The 19117-nt window shown below is 72.7% G+C and carries 18 protein-coding genes; 13 read left to right on the forward strand and 5 right to left on the reverse strand.

Going from position 1 to position 19117, the window contains the following annotated elements:
- Positions 1–942: a LysR family transcriptional regulator gene (locus OG276_RS30625; RefSeq protein WP_266910182.1), complete on the forward strand. Its 942-nt coding sequence runs from the start codon at positions 1–3 to the stop codon at positions 940–942.
- An 870-nt stretch (positions 943–1812) separates the two neighbouring features.
- On the opposite strand, the gene OG276_RS30630 is transcribed toward OG276_RS30625, so the two are convergent.
- The 3 genes from OG276_RS30630 to OG276_RS30640 all read right to left on the reverse strand — a co-directional run bounded on the left by OG276_RS30630 (position 1813) and on the right by OG276_RS30640 (position 4925).
- Positions 1813–2505 carry a gamma-glutamyl-gamma-aminobutyrate hydrolase family protein gene (locus tag OG276_RS30630; protein ID WP_266910184.1) on the reverse strand — a complete coding sequence of 231 codons (693 nt, stop codon included), beginning with the start codon at positions 2503–2505 and terminating at the stop codon, positions 1813–1815.
- 45 nt (positions 2506–2550) lie between these two features.
- Positions 2551–4023 carry an ethanolamine permease gene (gene eat, locus OG276_RS30635; RefSeq protein WP_266910186.1) on the reverse strand — a complete coding sequence of 491 codons (1473 nt, stop codon included), beginning with the start codon at positions 4021–4023 and terminating at the stop codon, positions 2551–2553.
- Between the two features lie 155 nt (positions 4024–4178).
- Complete coding sequence (locus OG276_RS30640; RefSeq protein WP_266910188.1) at positions 4179–4925, reverse strand: FadR/GntR family transcriptional regulator; 747 nt, start codon at positions 4923–4925, stop codon at positions 4179–4181.
- Positions 4926–5002: 77 nt separating this feature from the next.
- Between OG276_RS30640 and OG276_RS30645 the strand changes: the two genes are divergently transcribed.
- From OG276_RS30645 to OG276_RS30660, 4 genes are all read left to right on the forward strand, one after another.
- Positions 5003–6382, forward strand: a complete 1380-nt coding sequence (locus tag OG276_RS30645) for a glutamine synthetase family protein (protein WP_266910190.1) — start codon at positions 5003–5005, stop codon at positions 6380–6382.
- A 139-nt stretch (positions 6383–6521) separates the two neighbouring features.
- Positions 6522–7886 (forward strand): aldehyde dehydrogenase, encoded by a 1365-nt coding sequence (locus OG276_RS30650; RefSeq protein WP_266910192.1) that lies wholly within the window; start codon positions 6522–6524, stop codon positions 7884–7886.
- A gap of 5 nt (positions 7887–7891) precedes the next feature.
- On the forward strand, positions 7892–8686 hold the full coding sequence (locus OG276_RS30655) for a 3-oxoacyl-ACP reductase (RefSeq protein WP_243334068.1): 795 nt from the start codon (positions 7892–7894) through the stop codon (positions 8684–8686).
- Positions 8687–8795: 109 nt separating this feature from the next.
- Positions 8796–10091 carry a haloacid dehalogenase-like hydrolase gene (locus OG276_RS30660; protein ID WP_266910195.1) on the forward strand — a complete coding sequence of 432 codons (1296 nt, stop codon included), beginning with the start codon at positions 8796–8798 and terminating at the stop codon, positions 10089–10091.
- 28 nt (positions 10092–10119) lie between these two features.
- On the opposite strand, the gene OG276_RS30665 is transcribed toward OG276_RS30660, so the two are convergent.
- On the reverse strand, positions 10120–11322 hold the full coding sequence (locus OG276_RS30665) for an amino acid deaminase/aldolase (RefSeq protein ID WP_266910197.1): 1203 nt from the start codon (positions 11320–11322) through the stop codon (positions 10120–10122).
- 252 nt (positions 11323–11574) lie between these two features.
- Here OG276_RS30665 and OG276_RS30670 point away from each other — a divergent pair, with 252 nt between their 5' ends.
- The 3 genes from OG276_RS30670 to OG276_RS30680 are packed head-to-tail and all read left to right on the forward strand — an operon-like array spanning position 11575 to position 14369.
- Positions 11575–12435 (forward strand): hypothetical protein, encoded by an 861-nt coding sequence (locus tag OG276_RS30670; RefSeq protein ID WP_266910199.1) that lies wholly within the window; start codon positions 11575–11577, stop codon positions 12433–12435.
- Positions 12436–12446: 11 nt separating this feature from the next.
- Positions 12447–13616 carry a type VII secretion-associated serine protease mycosin gene (gene mycP / locus OG276_RS30675; protein WP_266913257.1) on the forward strand — a complete coding sequence of 390 codons (1170 nt, stop codon included), beginning with the start codon at positions 12447–12449 and terminating at the stop codon, positions 13614–13616.
- Positions 13617–13628: 12 nt separating this feature from the next.
- Positions 13629–14369 (forward strand): SseB family protein, encoded by a 741-nt coding sequence (locus tag OG276_RS30680; protein WP_266910202.1) that lies wholly within the window; start codon positions 13629–13631, stop codon positions 14367–14369.
- Positions 14370–14464: 95 nt separating this feature from the next.
- Here the strand turns inward: OG276_RS30680 and OG276_RS30685 are convergent, their stop codons facing one another.
- On the reverse strand, positions 14465–14845 hold the full coding sequence (locus OG276_RS30685) for a DUF1844 domain-containing protein (protein ID WP_266910204.1): 381 nt from the start codon (positions 14843–14845) through the stop codon (positions 14465–14467).
- 323 nt (positions 14846–15168) lie between these two features.
- On the opposite strand from OG276_RS30685, the gene infC reads away from it, so the two are divergent.
- From infC to OG276_RS30710, 5 genes are all read left to right on the forward strand, one after another.
- Positions 15169–15963 (forward strand): translation initiation factor IF-3, encoded by a 795-nt coding sequence (infC, locus tag OG276_RS30690; RefSeq protein WP_266913259.1) that lies wholly within the window; start codon positions 15169–15171, stop codon positions 15961–15963.
- 105 nt (positions 15964–16068) lie between these two features.
- Entirely contained in the window at positions 16069–16263 is a 195-nt protein-coding gene (gene rpmI, locus OG276_RS30695; RefSeq protein ID WP_215021864.1) for a 50S ribosomal protein L35, read from the forward strand.
- A gap of 103 nt (positions 16264–16366) precedes the next feature.
- Positions 16367–16753, forward strand: a complete 387-nt coding sequence (rplT, locus tag OG276_RS30700) for a 50S ribosomal protein L20 (RefSeq protein ID WP_214948116.1) — start codon at positions 16367–16369, stop codon at positions 16751–16753.
- A gap of 127 nt (positions 16754–16880) precedes the next feature.
- Entirely contained in the window at positions 16881–17741 is an 861-nt protein-coding gene (locus OG276_RS30705; RefSeq protein ID WP_266910209.1) for an RNA methyltransferase, read from the forward strand.
- Positions 17742–17797: 56 nt separating this feature from the next.
- A complete protein-coding gene (locus OG276_RS30710; protein WP_266910211.1) occupies positions 17798–19102 on the forward strand; it encodes an ATP-binding protein in 1305 nt (434 codons plus the stop codon).
- Positions 19103–19117 lie beyond the last annotated feature (15 nt).

Genomic DNA, 19117 nt, shown 5'->3' on the forward strand with positions numbered 1-19117 from the left:
ATGGGTAATGGGCACGGTAATGAGGAGTGGGTCGAGGGGCAGCTTCCGCTGGCGCACCGGGTCCCCGACCTGGGGGCCATGGAACTGCTGCTCGCGGTCGCGCGCGTGGGCAGTCTCAGCGCCGCCGCGCGGCGGCTCGGGATCACCCAGCCCGCCGCCAGCAGCCGGATCCGGGCGATGGAGACCCGGCTCGGGGTCGCGCTCGTGGACCGCTCCCCGCGCGGCTCGACGCTGACCGCCGAGGGCGCTCTGGTCACGGACTGGGCCCGGCGGGTGGTGGAGGCGGCCGAGGCCTTCGACGCGGGCGCGCAGGCGCTGCGGGGCCGCCGCGACTCCCGGCTGCGGGTCGCGGCCAGCATGACCATCGCGGAGTACCTGCTGCCCGGCTGGCTGATCGCGCTGCGCGGGCAGCGGCCGGACACGGCGGTGTCGCTGCACGCGGGGAACTCGGCGGTGGTGGCGGAGCGGGTGCTGGCGCACGAGGCGGACCTCGGGTTCGTGGAGGGGCTGAGCGTGCCCGAGGGACTGGACTCGGTGGTCATCGCGCAGGACCGCCTCGTGGTGGCGGTGGCCCCCGGGCACCCCTGGGCCCGGCGCTCGCGCGGGGTGGAACCGGCGGAGCTGGCGGCGACCCCGCTGATCCTGCGGGAGCGGGGGTCGGGGACCCGGCAGGTCCTGGACGCGGCGCTGGCCGGATGCGGGGGGCTGGCGGAGCCGCTGCTGGAACTGGCCTCCACCACCGCGGTGAAGGCGGCGGCGGTCAGCGGGGCCGGGCCGTGCGTGCTGTCGGAACTGGCGGTCGGGGACGAGCTGGCGGGGCGGCGGCTGGTGTGCGTGCCGGTGCTCGGGGCGGGGCTGGAGCGGGAGCTCCGGGCGGTGTGGCCCGCGGGGGCGAGGCCGGCGGGGCCCGCGCGGGATCTGCTCTCGCTGACCCGGCGCTGACCCTGGGCGGGGGCGGGGGGCTGGCGCGGTGCCGGTCTCGTGGACCCGGCGTTGACCCTGGGCGGGGGCGGGGGGCTGGCGCGGTGCCGGTCTCGTGGACCCGGCGTTGACCCCGGGCGGGGGGCTGGCGCGGTGCCGGTCTCGTGGACCCGGCGTTGACCCCGGGCGGGGGGCGGGGGGCTTCGGCGGTGCCGGCCTCGTGGACCCGGCGCTGCCGCGCGCGGACCAGGTGTTCGCCCGGCGCGGGCCTGGTGCCGATCCCGTCTGGACGCGGGGATGGCCCGGCGCTGACGCTGCACCCACGGGGTCCGGGGCAGGGCCCCGGGGAACGGTGGAAGGGCGGGTAGGGGACTTCGCCCCTCCCACGGCCGCCCCCGCCCCGTACTCGGGGGCCGGCCGTGGGGGCTGGTGCGGAGTTTGTCCCCTACCCGCCCTTCCACCGTTCCCCGGGCTCCGCCCGGACCCGGTCCTCAAACGCCGGACGAGCTGGAGGGGGCGCCGGGCTGCGCCCGGACCCTTCTGGGGCTCCGCCCGGACCCGGTCCGCAAGTGTTGGAGGGGCTGGAGGGGGTGCCGGGCCCTTCTGGGGCTCCGCCCGGACCCGGTCCTCAAACGCCGGACGAGCTGGAGGGGGTGCCGGGCTCCGCCCGGGCCCTTCTGGGGCTTCGCCCCGGACCCGGTCCGCAAGTGCCGGAGGGGCTGGGAGGGGGTGCCGGGCTCCGCCCGGGCCCTTCTGGGGCTTCGCCCCGGACCCGGTCCGCAAGTGTCGGAGGGGCTGGAGGGGGTGCCGGGCTGTGCCCGGGGCCTTCTGGGGCTCCGGCCCGGACGCTGGTCCTCAAGTGTCGGACGGCTGGAGGGGGTGTGATCGGGGTCAGGGGTGGGTGGAGGCTGCTGTGATCAGGGCTGACATGACTCGGGTGTCCTTGTCCAGTTCCGGGTGCCATTGGACGCCCAGGGTCCAGGGGGAGGGGGCGGGGAGTTCGATGGACTCCACCGTGCCGTCGGTGGCGTGGGAGGAGGCGATCAGGCCCCGGCCCAGGCGGTCCACGGCCTGGTGGTGGTAGGTCGGGACCTCCGATTCCTCCGGGACCAGCGCCGCGTACAGCGTGCCGGGGACCGGGCGGACCGGGTGCCAGGAGATCACGCCCGGGCTCGCCACGTGGCCGTCGACGTGCTGGATCAGGGTGCCGCCCAAGGCCACGTTCAGTGCCTGCATGCCACGGCAGATGCCGAGCAAGGGCGTGCCCGAGGCCAGGGCCGCGGAGATCAGGGAGAGTTCCCACGTGTCGCGCAGGGTCGCCGCCGGCCCGGTGCGGGGATCGCGCGGAGCTCCGTAGCGGACCGGGTCCACGTCGGGGCCGCCCGCGACGACCAGGCCGTCCAGCCGGCTCAGCACCTCCGCCGCCGCCTCCGGTTCGTCCGGCGGGAGCAGGACGGCGGTGCCGCCCGAGGCCTGGACGAGCTCGTAGTACCCGGTGGGGATGAGGGAGGTCGGGACGTCCCACACCCCGTAGCGGGTGGATTGCTCGACGTAGGTGGTGATGCCGATGAGCGGCCTGGGCACGGGGGAAACCTCCGGAGGACAGGGGCAGAGGGCTGGGGGCTGCGCTCAGTCGCGGGAGAGCTCGGCTTCGGCTTCCGCCAGCGCCGCGAACTCCTCCTCCGGAGCGGAGGCCACCAGGTGGTGGCGACTGTAGAACGCGAAGTAGGCGAGGGCGACGGCGTACACGGCCAGTGCGATGAATGCCGCGTCCTTGTCCACCAGGAAGGTGGCGACCAGGGCCGAGAGGGCGAGGACGAAGGCCACCGAGGAGGTCACGATGCCGCCGGGCGTGCGGTACGGGCGCTCCAGGCCGGGCTCGCGGCGCCGCAGCACGATGTGGGAGAGCGCCATGAGGGCGTAGGAGATGGTCGCGCCGAAGACCGCCATGTTCAGCATGCGCGGGCCGTTGCCGGTGGCGGCGGCCAGCGCGAAGCCGATGGCGCCGGGGATGAGCAGGCCCAGGTACGGGGCCTTGCGCTTCGAGGTCAGGGACAGGAAGCGGGGGAGGTAGCCCGCCCGGGAGAGGGCGAACAGCTGGCGGGAGCCGGCGTAGATGAGGGAGAAGAAGGAGGCCACCAGTCCGGCCAGGCCCGCGTAGTTGACGAAGGTCTTCAGCCAGGAGAGGCCGGGATCGCCCTCCAGGGCGACGACGAGCGGGTTGCCCGCGTCCTTGATGGCGTCGGCCCCGCGCGCGCCGGTGGAGGCGAGGAAGGTGACCAGGGCGAGCAGGACCAGGATGCCCATGGAGATCGACAGGGCGCGCGGTACGGAGCGGACCGGGTCCTTGGCCTCCTCGGCGGCCAGCGGCACGCCCTCGACCCCGAGGAAGAACCACATGCCGAACGGGAAGGCGGCCCAGATGCCGAGGATGCCCAGCGGCAGCCAGGAGCTCGCGCCGGCGGCGGTGGTGTCGACGGCGATGTTGTCGAGGTTGGCGGGGTCGAACTGGGTGAAGGCGCCGACGGCGAAGACGACCAGCGCGATCACGGCGATGGCGGTGACGACGAGCGAGAAGCTCAGGGCCTCGCCCACGCCCCACAGGTGGATGCCTATGAAGACGACGAAGCAGGCGAGGTAGACCGGCCAGCCCGAGGTGAGGCCGAAGAGGTTGAGGGACTCCACGTAGTCGCCGATGAAGATGGCGATGGCGGCCGGGGCGAGGATGTACTCGATGAGGATCGCGGTGCCGGTGAGGAAGCCGCCCCAGGTGCCGAGCGCCCGGCGGGCGAAACCGTAACCGCCGCCCGCGGTGGGCAGGATCGCCGACAGTTCGGCGAGGGAGTAGACCAGGCACGCGTACATCGCGCCCATCAGGACGGTGGCGATGGCGAGGCCGCCGAAACCGCCCTGGGCGAGGCCGATGTTCCAGCCGGAGAAATCGCCGGAGACCACGTACGCGACACCGAGACCGGTCAGCAGCAGCCAGCCGGCGCTGCCGCGGCGCAGGGTGCGGCGCTCCAGGTAGCCGTCGGTGCCGTTCTCGGGGGACTGTGCGGGTTCGGGCACGGCTGCCAGCCGTGCGCCGGTGTCGTCGGCCATGTGCGCTCCTGCCTAGGGCAATGGTTGTGGGGCGTACCTTTGCCGCTCGGGCATGGCGGGCGCAAGACCCCTGCGTTAAACGGGGGTTACGAATGCCTCTCGGTCGGGGCGGCCGGGGCGGCCGGGGCGGCCGGGGCGGCCGCGGTGGGTCCGGATCAGGTCAGGAACCCCCGCAGCAGCGCCGCAGTGCCGCAGCAGTGCTCGCGCATCACCTCGCGCGCCGCCTGCGGGTCCCGGTCCAGCACCGCCTCCACCAGCGTGCTGTGCTGCTGCTGCGAGTGCTCCAGGTTGCGCACCAGCAGCGGGATGCAGTCCAGCAGGTCGTTCACGGTGGCCCGGACGGCCGCGTACTGGGCCGTCAGGGTGGCGGATCCGGCGAGTTCGCACAGGGTGAGGTGGAAGAGGGTGTCCTGGCGGCGGTAGTCCGGCAGCGGGGCGTCGTGGGTGGCGGTCAGCGCGCCGAGCAGCCGGTCGGTGTCCCGCTCGGACAGGCCCTGGGAGGCGCACAGGCCGGCCGCGCCCACCTCCAGGACCTCGCGGAAGCGCAGGACGTCCTCGATGTCCACGCCCGCGACCCGGCGCCGCAGCTCCTCCTCGGTGCCCCCGGCCGGTGTGTCGGGGCGGGGCAGGACAAACGTTCCGCCGTACCGTCCGCGCCGGGCCTCCACCAGGCCCTGGTCCTGGAGTACCTTCAGCACCTCGCGGAGCGTCACCCGGCTGATCCCCATCCGCTCGGCCAACTCGCGCTCCGGCGGAAGCCGTTCCCCGCCCGGCACCAGTCCGAGCCGGACCACCTGGAGGATCTGCTCCAGCGCCTCCTCGAAACCGTTGCCCGCCCGCACCTGTCGCAGTACGGGATTGAGCCGCCGGGCGGCCTCGTCCTCGCTCGCCGTATCGGTCATCTCGCCTCCTCCCCTTCCCAAGCAATGGTTCTATTCAATACCTTAGGCCCCCTCGGCTCACCGAAGGAGAGAATCCCGTGGTAGACCGCAAGCCGCCGCTTTCGACCGAGGAGCTCCGCGCCCTCGTCGCCAGCGGTGAGATCGACACAGTGGTCCTGGCCTTCCCCGACATGCAGGGACGCCTCCAGGGCAAGCGGTTCGCCGCACAGTTCTTCCTCGACGAGGTCCTCGGACACGGCACCGAGGGCTGCAACTACCTCCTCGCCGTCGACACGGACATGAACACCGTCGACGGGTACGAGATGTCCTCCTGGGACCGGGGCTACGGCGACTTCGCCATGCACCCCGACCTCGCCACCCTGCGCCGGATCCCCTGGAACCCCGGCAGCGCCTTCGTCCTCGCCGACCTCGCCTGGAACGACGGCTCGCCCGTGGTCGCCGCGCCCCGGCAGATCCTGCGCCGCCAGCTGGAGCGCCTCGGCGAACACGGGTACACCGCGATGGTGGGCACCGAGCTGGAGTTCATGGTGTTCCTGGACACCTACGAGCAGGCCTGGAACTCCGACTACCGCGGCCTGACCCCCGCCAACCAGTACAACACCGACTACTCCATCCTCGGGACCGGCCGCGTCGAACCGCTGCTGCGCCGCATCCGCAACGAGATGCAGGCCGCCGGCCTGGTCGTCGAATCGGCCAAGGGCGAGTGCAACCTCGGCCAGCACGAGATCGTCTTCCGCTACGACGAGGCGCTGACCACGTGTGACCAGCACTCCGTCTACAAGACGGGGGCCAAGGAGATCGCCGCCCAGGAGGGCGTCTCGCTCACCTTCATGGCCAAGTACGACGAGCGCGAGGGCAATTCCTGTCACATCCACCTCTCGCTCAACGATGCCGACGGACGCAGCGCGATGGCCGCCGAGGGCCCGGACGCACACGACCACGACGGCATGTCGCCCGTGATGCGCCACTTCCTGGCCGGCCAGCTCGCCGCGCTGCGCGACTTCTCCCTTCTCTACGCCCCCAACATCAACTCCTACAAGCGTTTCCGGCCGGGATCCTTCGCGCCGACCGCCGTCGCCTGGGGCGTGGACAACCGGACCTGCGCGCTCCGAGTCGTCGGCCACGGCCGCTCCATGCGCTTCGAGAACCGCCTGCCCGGCGGCGACGTCAATCCGTACCTCGCCGTCGCCGGCCTGGTCGCGGCCGGGATCTACGGCATCGAGAACCGGCTGGAGCTGCCCGAGGCCTGCGCCGGCAACGCCTACACCGCCGACTTCGCGCACGTCCCCACCACCTTGCGCGAGGCCGCCGAGCTCTGGGAGAACAGCGAGATCGCCAAGGCCGCCTTCGGCCCCGAGGTCGTCGCCCACTACCGGAACATGGCCCGCGTCGAACTGGACGCGTACGACTCCGCCGTGACCGACTGGGAACTGCGCCGCTCCTTCGAGCGCCTCTAGGGCCGCAGGCATGCCGCAGGCATGCCGCAGGCATAACGCAGGCATAACGCAGGCGTACCGCAGGCATGCCGCAGTCCCCGCACACCCCATTACCGGACCCACCGCACCCACCGCACCCGAACGTCTGAAAGGCCACCACGTGTCCGATGCGCTGGAAGTCTTGAATCCGGCCACCGAGGAACTCGTCGCCGTCGTCCCGGCCGCCACACGGGACGACGTCGACGCCGCCGTCGTACGGGCCACCGCGGCCCAGCGGACCTGGGCGGCCGCCGCCCCCGGCGACCGGGCCAGGCTGCTGCGCCGCTTCGCCGCGGTCGTCGACGGGCACATCGAGGAACTGGCACAGCTGGAGGTCCGGGAAGCGGGCCACACCATCGGCAACGCCCGCTGGGAAGCCGGCAACGTCCGTGACGTGCTCGACTTCGCCGCCGGGGGAGTGGAACGGCTCTCCGGCCGCCAGATCCCCGTCGCCGGCGGCATCGACGTCACCTTCCTCGAACCCCTCGGCGTCATCGGCGTGATCGCGCCGTGGAACTTCCCCATGCCGATCGCCGCCTGGGGCCTGGCCCCGGCGCTGGCCGCCGGCAACGCGGTCATCCTCAAGCCCGCCGAGACCACCCCGCTCACCGCGCTGCGCCTCGCCGAGCTCGCCCTGGAGGCCGGACTCCCCGAGCACCTGTTCCAGGTGCTGCCCGGCCGGGGCGAGGTCGCGGGCGACGCCCTCGTCGAGCACCCGGGGGTGGCCAAGATCGTGTTCACCGGCTCCACCCGCGTCGGCAAGCGGATCATGGCCAAGTGCGCCGACCGGGTGAAGCGCCTCACCCTCGAACTCGGCGGCAAGAACCCCAACATCGTCTTCGCCGACGCGGACCTGGAGGCGGCGGCGGCCGCGGCCCCGATGTCCTTCCTGGACAACACCGGGCAGGACTGCTGCGCCCGCACGCGGATCCTCGTACAGCGCTCCGCCTACGACCGGTTCATGGAACTGCTCGTGCCCGCCGTCGAGAAGGTCGTCGTCGGGGACCCGTACGACGAGAACACGCAGCTGGGACCGCTGATCTCGCGGGCGCAGCTGGACCGCGTACGGTCCTACGTCACCGACGACCTCACCGTCGTTCGGGGCACCGCCCCCCAGGGCCCCGGCTTCTGGTACCCCCCGACCCTCGTCACCGGCGTCGACCCCACCGCCGCCGTGGCCACCGAGGAGGTCTTCGGACCGGTCGCCGTCGTCCTGCCCTTCGAGGACGAGGAGGACGCCGTACGCCTCGCCAACGCCACCGACTACGGCCTCGCCGGCTCCCTGTGGACCCGCGACGTGGGCCGCGCGCTGCGCGTCTCGCGGGCCGTCGCCGCGGGCAACCTGTCGGTCAACTCCCACAGCAGCGTCCGCTACTGGACCCCCTTCGGCGGCTACAAGCAGTCCGGACTCGGGCGCGAGCTCGGACCCGACTCCCTCACCGCTTTCACCGAGACCAAGAACGTCTTCATCAGCACGGAGGCCTGAAGAACATGAGCATCGAGCCCACCGAAGAGATCGTCTGCCGCCGTCTGGTCGGCCGTACCGCCGTCATCACCGGAGCCGGCAGCGGCATCGGACTGGCCACCGCCCGCCGACTGGCCTCCGAAGGCGCCAACGTCGTCTGCGGCGACATCGACGAGACCGCGGGCAAGGCCGCCGCGGAAGAGGTCGGCGGCACCTTCGTCAAGGTCGACGTCACCAGCCCGGAGGAGGTCGAGGCCCTGTTCAAGACCGCCTTCGACACCTACGGCTCCGTGGACATCGCCTTCAACAACGCCGGCATCTCGCCCCCGGACGACGACTCGATCCTCACCACGGGCCTGGAGGCCTGGAAGCGGGTCCAGGACGTCAACCTGACCTCCGTCTACCTCTGCTGCAAGGCCGCCCTGCCCTACATGCAGCGCCAGGGCCGCGGCTCCATCATCAACACCGCCTCCTTCGTGGCCCGGATGGGCGCCGCCACCTCGCAGATCTCCTACACCGCCTCCAAGGGCGGCGTGCTCGCCATGTCCCGCGAGCTCGGCGTGCAGTTCGCCCGCGAGGGCATCCGCGTCAACGCGCTGTGCCCGGGGCCCGTCAACACCCCGCTGCTGCAGGAGCTCTTCGCCAAGGACCCGGAGCGCGCCGCCCGCCGGATCGTGCACATCCCGCTGGGCCGGTTCGCCGAGCCCACCGAGATCGCCGCCGCCGTCGCCTTCCTCGCGAGCGACGACTCCTCCTTCATCAACGCCACCGACTTCCTGGTCGACGGCGGCATCTCCGGCGCGTACGTCACCCCGCTCTAAACGTCCACATCCCCACCACCCACCCGACAGCCGGGCGTCGCACGACGCCCGGCTGTCGTGCTCCACCGTCCGCGACGATCTTGAAGAAGAACCAGGAGAACCCACCTCAGTGACCCGACTCAGCTCCGTGCGGCGGCTCCAGGCCGCAGGCGCCGCCGCCGCGATAGCCGCCGGCGCCCTCGTGGCCGCCGCCCCCGCCGCCCAAGCGGCCCGCCCCGGCCACTGCACCACCCCGCAGCTCAAAGCTGCCTGGTACGGGGACAACCAGGCCCGGCTGCAGCAGCTCATCGAGGACTACGGCAGCTGCAACCCGTACCGGCCGAACCGCAACAAGCCCGTCGCCGTCTTCGACTGGGACAACACCGTCGTCAAGAACGACGTGGGCGACGCGCAGATGTTCTGGCTGCTGCGCAACGGCAAGATCCGCCAGCCCGCCGGGGGCGACTGGAGCGGCACCAGCCGCTTCCTGACCCCGGCCGCCGCCCGGGCCCTGGCCGAGGCCTGCGGCGCCCTCGCGAAGCCCGGCGCCCCGCTGCCCACCGGAACCCCCGAGGGAGCCGGCTGCGCCGACGAGATCAACGCCGTCTACGGCACCGCCGCCACCCGCGCGGCCGCCCCCGCCTTCGCCGGCTGGGACCGCCGTACGACCGAGCCCGCCTACGCCTGGCTGCCGCAGCTCATGCAGGGATGGACCGCGCGCGAGATCCGCGGCTTCACGGCCGCCGCGCGGGCCGAGAACCTGGCCGCCCCGGTCGATGCCAAGCAGCAGGTCGGCTCCACCACCGCCACCGGCTGGGTGCGCTACTACGACCAGCAGAAGGAGCTCATCGCCGCCCTGCAGAAGGCCGGCTTCGACGTCTGGATCAGCTCGGCCTCGCCGCAGCCGGTCGTCGAGGTGTGGGCCGAGGGCGTGGGCATCGACGCCGGGCACGTCATCGGCATCCGCAACACCACCACGTACGGCGGGAAGTTCACCTCCCACCTGCAGGGCTGCGGGTCCGTCGCGGACGGCGCCGACACGATGATCACGTACATCGACGGCAAGCGCTGCTGGATCAACAAGGAGATCTACGGGGTCCGCGGCGCCGCGGCCGAGAAGGTCCAGCCGGCCGCCCGCCGCCAGGTGTTCGCCGCGGGCGACTCCGACACCGACATCTCGTTCCTGCGCGACGCGACCGTGCTGCGGCTCGTCGTCAACCGCAACAAGAACGAGCTGATGTGCCGCGCCTACGACAACAGCGACGGCAAGTGGATCGTGAACCCGATGTTCATCCAGCCCAAGAAGCAGAAGGCCGCGCCGTACCCCTGCGCGACCACCGGCTTCACCGGCCGCGACGGCACCCCGGGGCCCGTGCTCCGGGGTGACACCAGCGTCATCCCGGACCAGACGGACTCCGTCTTCTAGAGGACCGTTCCTCCAGGAGACCCTGCCTCTAGAGGAAGGTGCGGCCCTCGCCCCGGTAGGTCGGGGCGGTGGCCGTCACCCGGTCGCCCTGGACCAGGTGCAGCGTGTCGAAGCGCTCGCACAGTTCACCGGCCTTCGCGTGCCGGAACCAGACCCGGTCGCCGATCAGCAGATCGTCGGCCGGGCTGCCGAGCAGCGGGGTCTGCACCTCGCCGGCCCCCTCCTGCGCGTCGTAGCGCAGTCCCTCGGGGAGGTACGGAACCGGCAGCCGGTCCGCGCCGGGCGCGCCGGAGGCCGGGTAGCCGCCGCCGAGCACCGTGACCACCCCGACCCCGGGCCGGCGGACCACCGGCTGGGCGAAGAGCGCCGCCGGGCGGCCGCTGAACGAGGTGTAGTTGTCGAACAGCCGCGGTACGTACAGCCCCGACCCGGCGGCGATCTCGGTGACCGCGTCCTCGGCGGCGGTCTGCTGGACGCTGCCGGTGCCGCCGCCGTTGACGAACTCCAGGTCCGGGACCACCGCGCGCACGGCCCGTACGGCCTCGCCGCGGCGGGCGGCCAGCTCCTTGCGGGCCGCGCCCTGCATCAGCCGGATGGCGCGCGACCTCAGCGGACGCCCCAAGAGGGCGTCCCCGACCCCGGCCACGTGGCCCTCGTAGCCCATCAGCCCGACCACCCGGAAGCCGGGCCGGGCGCTCACCGCGCGGGCCAGCTCGGCGAGCTGCGCGGGCTCGCGCAGCGGGGAGCGGCGGGCGCCGACGCGCACCCTGCCGCCGAAGAGGTGCAGGGCGGTGTCCAGTTCCAGGCAGACCCGGATCTCCTGGCCGCCGCCGTCGCGGGCCCGGTCCACGAGTTCCAGTTGCGCGAGGTCGTCGACCATCACGGTGACGGCGGCGGCCAGCTTCGGGTCGGCGGCGAGTTCGGCGAAGCCGGCCCGGTCGGCGGACGGGTAGGCGAGCAGCACGTCCTCGAAGCCCGAGCGGGCCAGCCAGATCGACTCGGCGAGGGTGTAGGACATGATCCCGGCGAACCCGGGCCGCGCCAGGACCCGTTCGAGCAGCGCCCGGCACCGTACGGACTTGCTCGCCACCCGGACCGGCTTCCCGCCGGCTCGGCGCACGAGATCGTCGGCGTTGGCGTCGAACGCGTCGAGATCCACGAGGGCGAGCGGAGCGTCGAGATGGGCGGTGGCCCGGTCGTAACGGGCCCGGTCGGCGGCGGGGGAGTTCATGGGCGGCAGCCTGCCAGATGGGTGTACTCGTGGGTAGGGGGTTCGCGGAGTCGCCGGACGCCCCACCCAGGTCAGAGGCTCGGGGGGTGCTGCGGTCACATCTCGGTCTCGACTTCCGGATGCCCCTTTTGGGCAGGGAGACGGCAGTTCGAACGCGGGTACCGTCGCTCCTCCCCGGCCGACGTTCCAGGTGCGGACGGGCGCGTAAAGTAGGGGCAGGCAGCCGACGGGAACGGGGGGCTTAGCCGCCGGATGAGTACGTCCACACCGCACGGCGGGGTCCTGACCACGCCCGACCACGTTCCGGCACCGCCACGGCGACGCCGGGGAGCGGTCCTCGCCGCCGCCCTGTGCGGCCTCCTCGGCCTCGGTCTCACCGGTGCGGCCGGCTACAAGGCCGTCTCCGACCACCGGGCCGCACAGCGCCCCGTGGACCCCGCCGAGGCGTACCGCAAGGCCGCGTCCCTCTGGCACAGCACCCCCGTCGACACCCTCTTCCCGCCCGTCCTCGACGGCCAGGACGCCGGGCCGGGCGGCGCCGACCGCACGTGGACCCGGATCACCCCCGCCGCCGACGCGGCCTGTTCCGAGGCGCTCGCCGCCGACTGGCAGGCCCTGTTCGCCGAGACCGGGTGCACCCGCGTGCTCCGCGCCACGTACACCGACGCCACCCGCAGCTCCCTGGTCACCGTCGGCATGGTCTTCACCCCCGCCGAGGCCGCCGCCATGGACCTGCTGCGCGGCAAGCTGACCGCCCCGACCGGCTACAAGATCCGCGACAACCGCCGGGCCGCCTGGACCGCCACCGTGCTCGCCGACGCCCCGGTCGTCGTCTACACCGTCTCCGCCTTCGCCGACGGCCGCCGTCTCGGCGCCCCCAGTCCCGCCGAGGACAAGATGGCCGAGGACGCCCGCGGACGCGTGGCCCAGGCAGGCCTCGGCCACGAGGCCAAGGCCGTGGCCGACCTCGTGGAACGCACCCTGAGCACCCTCGCGACCTCCCCGCAGGGCAAGCCGGGCACGCCGTCCGCGGAGCCGTCGCAGAACCCGCCGGCCTCGCAGGACCCGCAGCCGTCACAGGCCCCCACGGCGACCCCGGAGGCCGGCCCGTGACCCGCCGCGCCCTGTTCCCGGCGGCCCTCGCCCTCGGAGCCCTGTTCGCCGTCACCGCCGCGCCGCCGGCCGCCGCCGACGCCATCCGCGACCGCCAGTGGGGGCTGACGGCCCTGCGCGCCGAGGAGGCGTGGGGCATCACCGAGGGCAAGGGGGTCACCGTGGCCGTCCTCGACACCGGGGTCGACCCGACCCACCCCGACCTGGTCGGGCAGGTACTGGAGGGCACCGACCTCGTCGGCATGGGCGCCAAGCGCGGCGACCGTGCCTGGGCCCGCCACGGCACCGCCATGGCCGGGATCATCGCCGGGCACGGACACGGCAGCCTCCGCCTGGGCGGCGTCCGCGGCATCGCCCCGAAGGCGGACATCCTCCCGGTCCGGGTGATCCTGGAGGAGGGCGACCCCGGCCGCGACAAGGCCCGCGACAGCAAGGGCGGCGCCCTCGCCGAGGGCATCCGCTGGGCCGCCGACCACGGTGCCGACGTGATCAACCTCTCGCTCGGCGACGACAGCAGCTCCGCCCACCACGAGGCCGCCGAGGACGAAGCCGTCCAGTACGCCCTCGGCAAGGGCGTGGTCCTCGTCGCCTCCGCCGGCAACGGCGGCAAGTCGGGGGACCGGGTCTCGTACCCGGCCGCCTACCCCGGGGTCATCGCCGTCACGGCCGTCGACCGCAAGAACAAGAAGGCGTCCTTCTCCACCCGCAGCTGGTACGCGACCGTCAGCGCCCCGGGCGTTGGCGTGGTCATCGCCGACCCCGACCGCTCCTACTACGAGGGCTGGGGCACCAGTGCCGCCGCCGCCTTCGTCTCCGGCGCGGTCGCCCTGGTCAAGGCCGCACACCCCGACCTGTCCCCGGCCCAGATCAAGAACCTGCTGGAGGACACCGCCTCCGGTTCCCCGCCCGGCGGCCGCGACGACTCCCGCGGCTTCGGCCTGGTGGATCCCGTCGCCGCCCTCCAAGCCGCCGACGGGATGCCCCCCGAGCCGGTGCTGCCCCAACCCGTCGCGGCCGGGAGCCCCTACTTCGGCCCCGGCCCCGACCCGGTGCCGGGCCCCGGGCTCCGGGACCGCTTCGGAGCCCCGGCGGGCGTGGCCGCGGGGCTGGCACTGCTCGTGGCGGGCGGCGTACTGGCCCGGCGGCCCCGGGCCGGACGGCAGGATCCCGACGCGGGATAGGCTCGGGGAACTGTGGCGAACAAAAACATTCCCGACCCCGGTTTCTCCGACGACGACGGCTCCGCCGACCCCCGGCTGAGTGCGGCCCTGGCCGCCTGGGCCGAGGACAGAGCCGAGGAGCCCCAGGTGCTGGCGGCCCTCAAGGACGCCCGCCTGCTGGTTCCCGTGGTCGCGGTCCTCGGCGAGGTCGAGACCGACCCCGAGACCGGACTGAGGCGCGAGAAGACCAGCGACATGGCCGTCCCCACCCTGCGGGCGGGGGACCGGCGGGCCCTGCCCGCCTTCACCTCCATCGCCTCGCTGGCCCTGTGGGACCCGGCCGCCCGCCCGGTGGCGGTGCCGCTGCACCAGGCGCTGGCCGCCGCCGCGCACGAGAAGGCCGACACCATCGTCCTGGACCTGTCCGGACCGGTCCCGTACCAGCTCGCGGGCCCCGCGCTGCTGGCGCTCGCCGAGGGCCGCACGGACGCGGGCCCGCTCGCCGACCCCGCCGTACGCGAGGCCGTACGGGCCGTCGTGGCCGCCGAGCCGGCCGTACTCGCCGCCCACCTCGGCCCGGGCGGCGCGGACGCCGACGGAACCCTGGCGATCGTGCTGGCCGCCGGTCCGCAGGCCGCCGCGGCGGCCCGCCGGGTGGCCGGGGCCCTGGCGGCCGACGAGACCCTGCGCGCACGCCTCGTGGGCGGGCTGGACCTGGCGCTGCTCCCGGAGGGGGCCCCGGTCCCGCCGGGCGAGCCGCTCTTCGCGCGCTGAACGACCCGGAACGCCGAAGGGCCCGACCACACCTGAACGTTGAGGTGTGGTCGGGCCCTTCGGCGTGGTGGCGCCGCGGTGAAGCGTTGCCCCGGTTACGCGTACACGGGACCCGTGAACTTCTCGCCCGGGCCCTGCCCCGGCTCGTCCTGCACCAGCGAGGCCTCGCGGAAGGCCAGCTGGAGGGACTTCAGGCCGTCGCGCAGCGGGGCGGCGTGGAAGGAGCTGATCTCGGTGGCGCTCGCGGTGACCAGCCCGGCCAGGGCGGTGATCAGCTTGCGGGCCTCGTCGAGGTCCTTGTATTCGGAGTCCGGCTTGTCCAGGCCCAGGTTGACCGCTGCCGCACTGAGCAGGTGGACGGCCACCGTGGTGATGACCTCGACGGCCGGCACGTCCGCGATGTCGCGGGTCAGGTCGTCGTAGTCGGGAGCGGCCGGGGATGCAGAGGTGGAACCGGAGGGCGTCGCGTCAGTCATGTGCCCCACGATATGCCGTGCGGCGGGCTTGCAACGCGGGTGCTAGTATGTACTTCGACCGGCCGGACACTTATGTGCCCGGCCCACAAGTGGAGGCTCCGATTCTCCCACCCAGCCGCCCTCACGGGAGGCGGGTCACCGGTCTGGTGGTATCCATCGTTCCGTACGGACGATGGAAAGCTGCCCGATTTTGCGCCCCGCGGTTCGCACGCGACGGTGCTCCGGTTGTATTGGAGCCCTCGTCTGTGCCCGGCGGGGCTTTTTTCATTCCCCGCCGCGGTCGGTCTGACGGAAAAACGTCAGCGGCTGTCCTCCAGGCAGCCGTGTGGTGCTACCGAGGAGGATCCATCAGCACCGAGCCCCGCATCAACGACCGGATTCGCGTTCCCGAGGTACGACTCGTCGGCCCGAGTGGCGAGCAGGTCGGCATCGTGCCGCTTGCCAAGGCGCTCGAGCTCGCGCAGGAGTACGACCTCGACCTGGTCGAGGTCGCGGCGTCCGCACGCCCGCCGGTCTGCAAGCTCATGGACTACGGCAAGTTCAAGTACGAGTCGGCCATGAAGGCCCGTGAGGCGCGCAAGAACCAGGCGCACACGGTCATCAAGGAAATGAAGCTCCGGCCGAAGATCGACCCGCACGACTATGACACCAAGAAGGGTCACGTCGTTCGGTTCCTCAAGCAGGGCGACAAGGTCAAGATCACGATCATGTTCCGTGGTCGCGAGCAGTCCAGGCCGGAACTCGGCTACCGACTGCTGCAGCGTCTGGCTTCGGACGTCGAGGACCTCGGGTTCATCGAGTCGAACCCGAAGCAGGACGGCCGAAACATGATCATGGTTCTCGGTCCGCACAAGAAGAAGACCGAGGCGATGGCCGAAGCCCGCGAGGCGCAGGCCGCCCGCAAGGCCGAGCGCCAGGGTGCTGTGGCCAGCGACGAGAGTGGTGACGAGGCCCTGGCCGCCGACGCCGCGCTCGAGGCGGAGAACGCTGCACTCGAAGCCGAGGACGTGGACGTCGACGTGGAGGACGCTTCCGACGAAGCGGCCGACGCGACCGACGCGGCCGAGGCCGGCACCGACGAGGCAGCCGCCTCGGACGAGGCCTCTGCCCAGGCCTGATTCCGAGGCAGCCCGTCTCGGATCACCGATACAACATGACGCTCCCGTGAGCCGGCCCCCCACCAGGGCCGGTGGGGGCGCCACCGACGAGGAGATAACGGCGCCATGCCGAAGAACAAGACGCACTCCGGGACCAAGAAGCGCTTCAAGATCACCGGCTCCGGCAAGGTGCTCCGCGAGCGCGCCGGCAAGCGCCACCTGCTCGAGCACAAGTCGTCCCGTGTCACCCGCCGCCTGACCGGCACCGCGGAGATGGCCCCCGGCGACGCCAAGAAGATCAAGAAGCTTCTCGGCAAGTGACGTCCTCCGCTCCCCTTCCGGGAGCGGGAGCACGTCAAGACCGGGACCCCATCGAATTCGGGCCGTGTGAACACTTCCACGGCCCCGCTACAAGGAGTACACAGTGGCACGCGTCAAGCGGGCAGTAAACGCGCACAAGAAGCGTCGGGCAATCCTCGAGGCGGCGAAGGGTTACCGCGGTCAGCGTTCGCGCCTGTACCGCAAGGCCAAGGAGCAGGTCACCCACTCCCTGGTCTACAACTTCAACGACCGCAAGAAGCGCAAGGGCGACTTCCGTCGTCTCTGGATCCAGCGCATCAACGCGGCTGCCCGTCAGAACGGCATGACGTACAACCGCCTCATCCAGGGTCTGAACGCCGCCAACATCGAGGTGGACCGCAAGATCCTCGCCGAGCTGGCCGTCAACGACGCCAACGCGTTCGCCGCGCTGGTCGAGGTCGCGCAGAAGGCCCTCCCGGCCGACGTCAACGCCCCGAAGGTCGCTGCCTAAGCAGCACGCCCTCAAGGCTGCAGTAACTTGCCCGGACCCGCAGGCCTCGCGCCTGCGGGTCCGGTGCGTTGAGCACCGAGTTCGACCGAGTTCCACCCGCTGTACGTACGGAAGCGAGCCGACCGCCATGGGCACCCCCGCCGAGCTGATCTCCCCCCGGTCCACCCGGGTGGCCGCCGCCAGGCGACTGGCGCGACGCAATTTCCGCACCAAGGAGCGCCGCTTCATCGCCGAGGGCCCGCAGGCCGTGCGCGAGGCCGTGGAGCACCGCGGCGCCGGCGGCGAGTCCACGCTGATCGAGCTGTTCGCGACCGTGGAGGCCGCCGAGCGCTACGCCGACATCGTCGACGCCGCGTACGCCGCCGGGGCCCGGGTCCACTACGCCTCCGACGAGGTGCTCGCGGAGGTCTCGCAGACCGTCACCCCGCAGGGCCTGGTCGGCGTCTGCCACTTCCTGGACTCCCCGTTCGAGGAGATCCTCAAGGCCCGGCCCAAGCTCGTCGCCGTCCTCGCGCACGTCCGCGACCCCGGCAACGCCGGTACGGTGCTGCGCTGCGCGGACGCCGCCGGAGCCGACGCGGTCGTGCTGACCGACGCCTCCGTGGACCTGTACAACCCCAAGTCGGTACGCGCCTCCGTGGGCTCCCTCTTCCACCTTCCGGTGGCCGTCGGCGTGCCCGTGGAACAGGCCGTCGAAGGGCTGCGCGCGGCCGGCGTGCGGATCCTGGCCGCCGACGGGGCCGGTACGGACGACCTCGACGCCGAGCTCGACGCGGGCACCATGGGCACCCCCTCGGCCTGGATCTTCGGCAACGAGGCCTGGGGCCTGCCCGAGGAGACCAGGGCGCTCGCCGACGCGGTCGTACGGGTCCCGATCCACGGAAAGGCCGAGAGCCTGAACCTCGCCACGGCCGCCGCGGTGTGCCTGTACGCCTCCGCGCGTGCACAGCGGGCGCCCGGAGGGTGCCGCTCCGTGACCCCCAGCTAGTAATGTGGCGGCCCGGGGGGCCCACTGTGCTACTCGGAGATGTGGGGTACGGGGACATGACCGTCGGTACGAACAGCTCGCCAGGTGCCGCCAAGGCGGCCGGCGCACCGGTCCTGGCGACCGTGTCCCAGCTGGCCGCGCCCGCCGCCCGGGTGCCGGTGCAGCATCCCCAGGCGGCTTCCGCCGCCACCGCCCCGCCCGCGCGGGCCCTGCCCGCGCCCGCGAGCCCCGTAGGCCCCGCCGCAGAGGGGCCGGACGCGCCGGAGGACTCCGACGGGCACGGCGAGTACGCCGCGCTCGGGATCGACCCCGACGACCTGCCCGACGGGCTGGTGATCGCGGACGCCACCGGCCGGGTCATCTGCTTCAACTCCGCGGCGGCCCGGATCACCGCCCTCGTGGCGGGCGAGGCCCTGGGCCTGGAGATCGAGCGCGCACTCCCTCTGGAGGACCTCGAAGGCCGCCGCTGGTGGGCGCTGACCGACCCCTACGGAGGCCTCGCCACCCGGCGCGGACAGCCCGAGCGCAACCTGCTGCTCCCCGGCGGCCGCGAGGTGCTCGTCTCCGCCCGCTACGTGCGCACCCACCCCAAGGGCCCGGTGCGCCGGCTCGTGGTGACCCTGCGCGGCACCGAGGCCCGGCGGCGCACCGAGCGCAGCCACGCCGAGCTGATCGCCACCGTCGCGCACGAGTTGCGCTCCCCGCTCACCTCCGTGAAGGGGTTCACGGCGACCCTGCTCGCCAAGTGGGAGCGGTTCACGGACGACCAGAAGCGCTTGATGCTGGAGACGGTCGACGCCGACGCGAACCGCGTCACCCGGCTCATCGCCGAGCTCCTGGACATCTCCCGCATCGACTCGGGCCGTCTGGAGGTCCGCCGCCAGCCGGTCGACATCTCCACCGCCGTGGGCCGCCACGTCCAGGCGCTCACCGCGAACGGACAGGCCCCGGAGCGGTTCCTGGTCAGCGTGAGCCGACCGCTGCCCGACTTGTGGGCGGACCCGGACAAAATTGACCAGATCCTCGGCAACCTGCTCGAAAATGCGGTGCGGCACGGCGACGGAACCGTCACCATCGACGTGACGCCGACCAGCTTCGCGAATGCCGCGGGGAAGACCGAGAAGGGAACCGCCGTCACCGTGACCGATGAAGGCCCTGGTATCCCCGAGGAGTCGATGGGCCGCGTCTTCACCCGTTTCTGGCGGGGCAGCAAGCGCGGCGGCACCGGTCTGGGCCTCTACATCGTCAAGGGCATCGTGGAAGCCCACGGCGGCACCATCAAGGTCGGCCGCGGCCCCGGAGGCGGCGCCGAGTTCCGATTTATCCTGCCCGTCGGCGCCCCGGCGTACCTCACGCAGTAGCCCTGCGGAGCGTCT

The sequence above is a fragment of the Streptomyces sp. NBC_00086 genome (assembly GCF_026343255.1).
GTDB lineage: Bacteria > Actinomycetota > Actinomycetes > Streptomycetales > Streptomycetaceae > Streptomyces.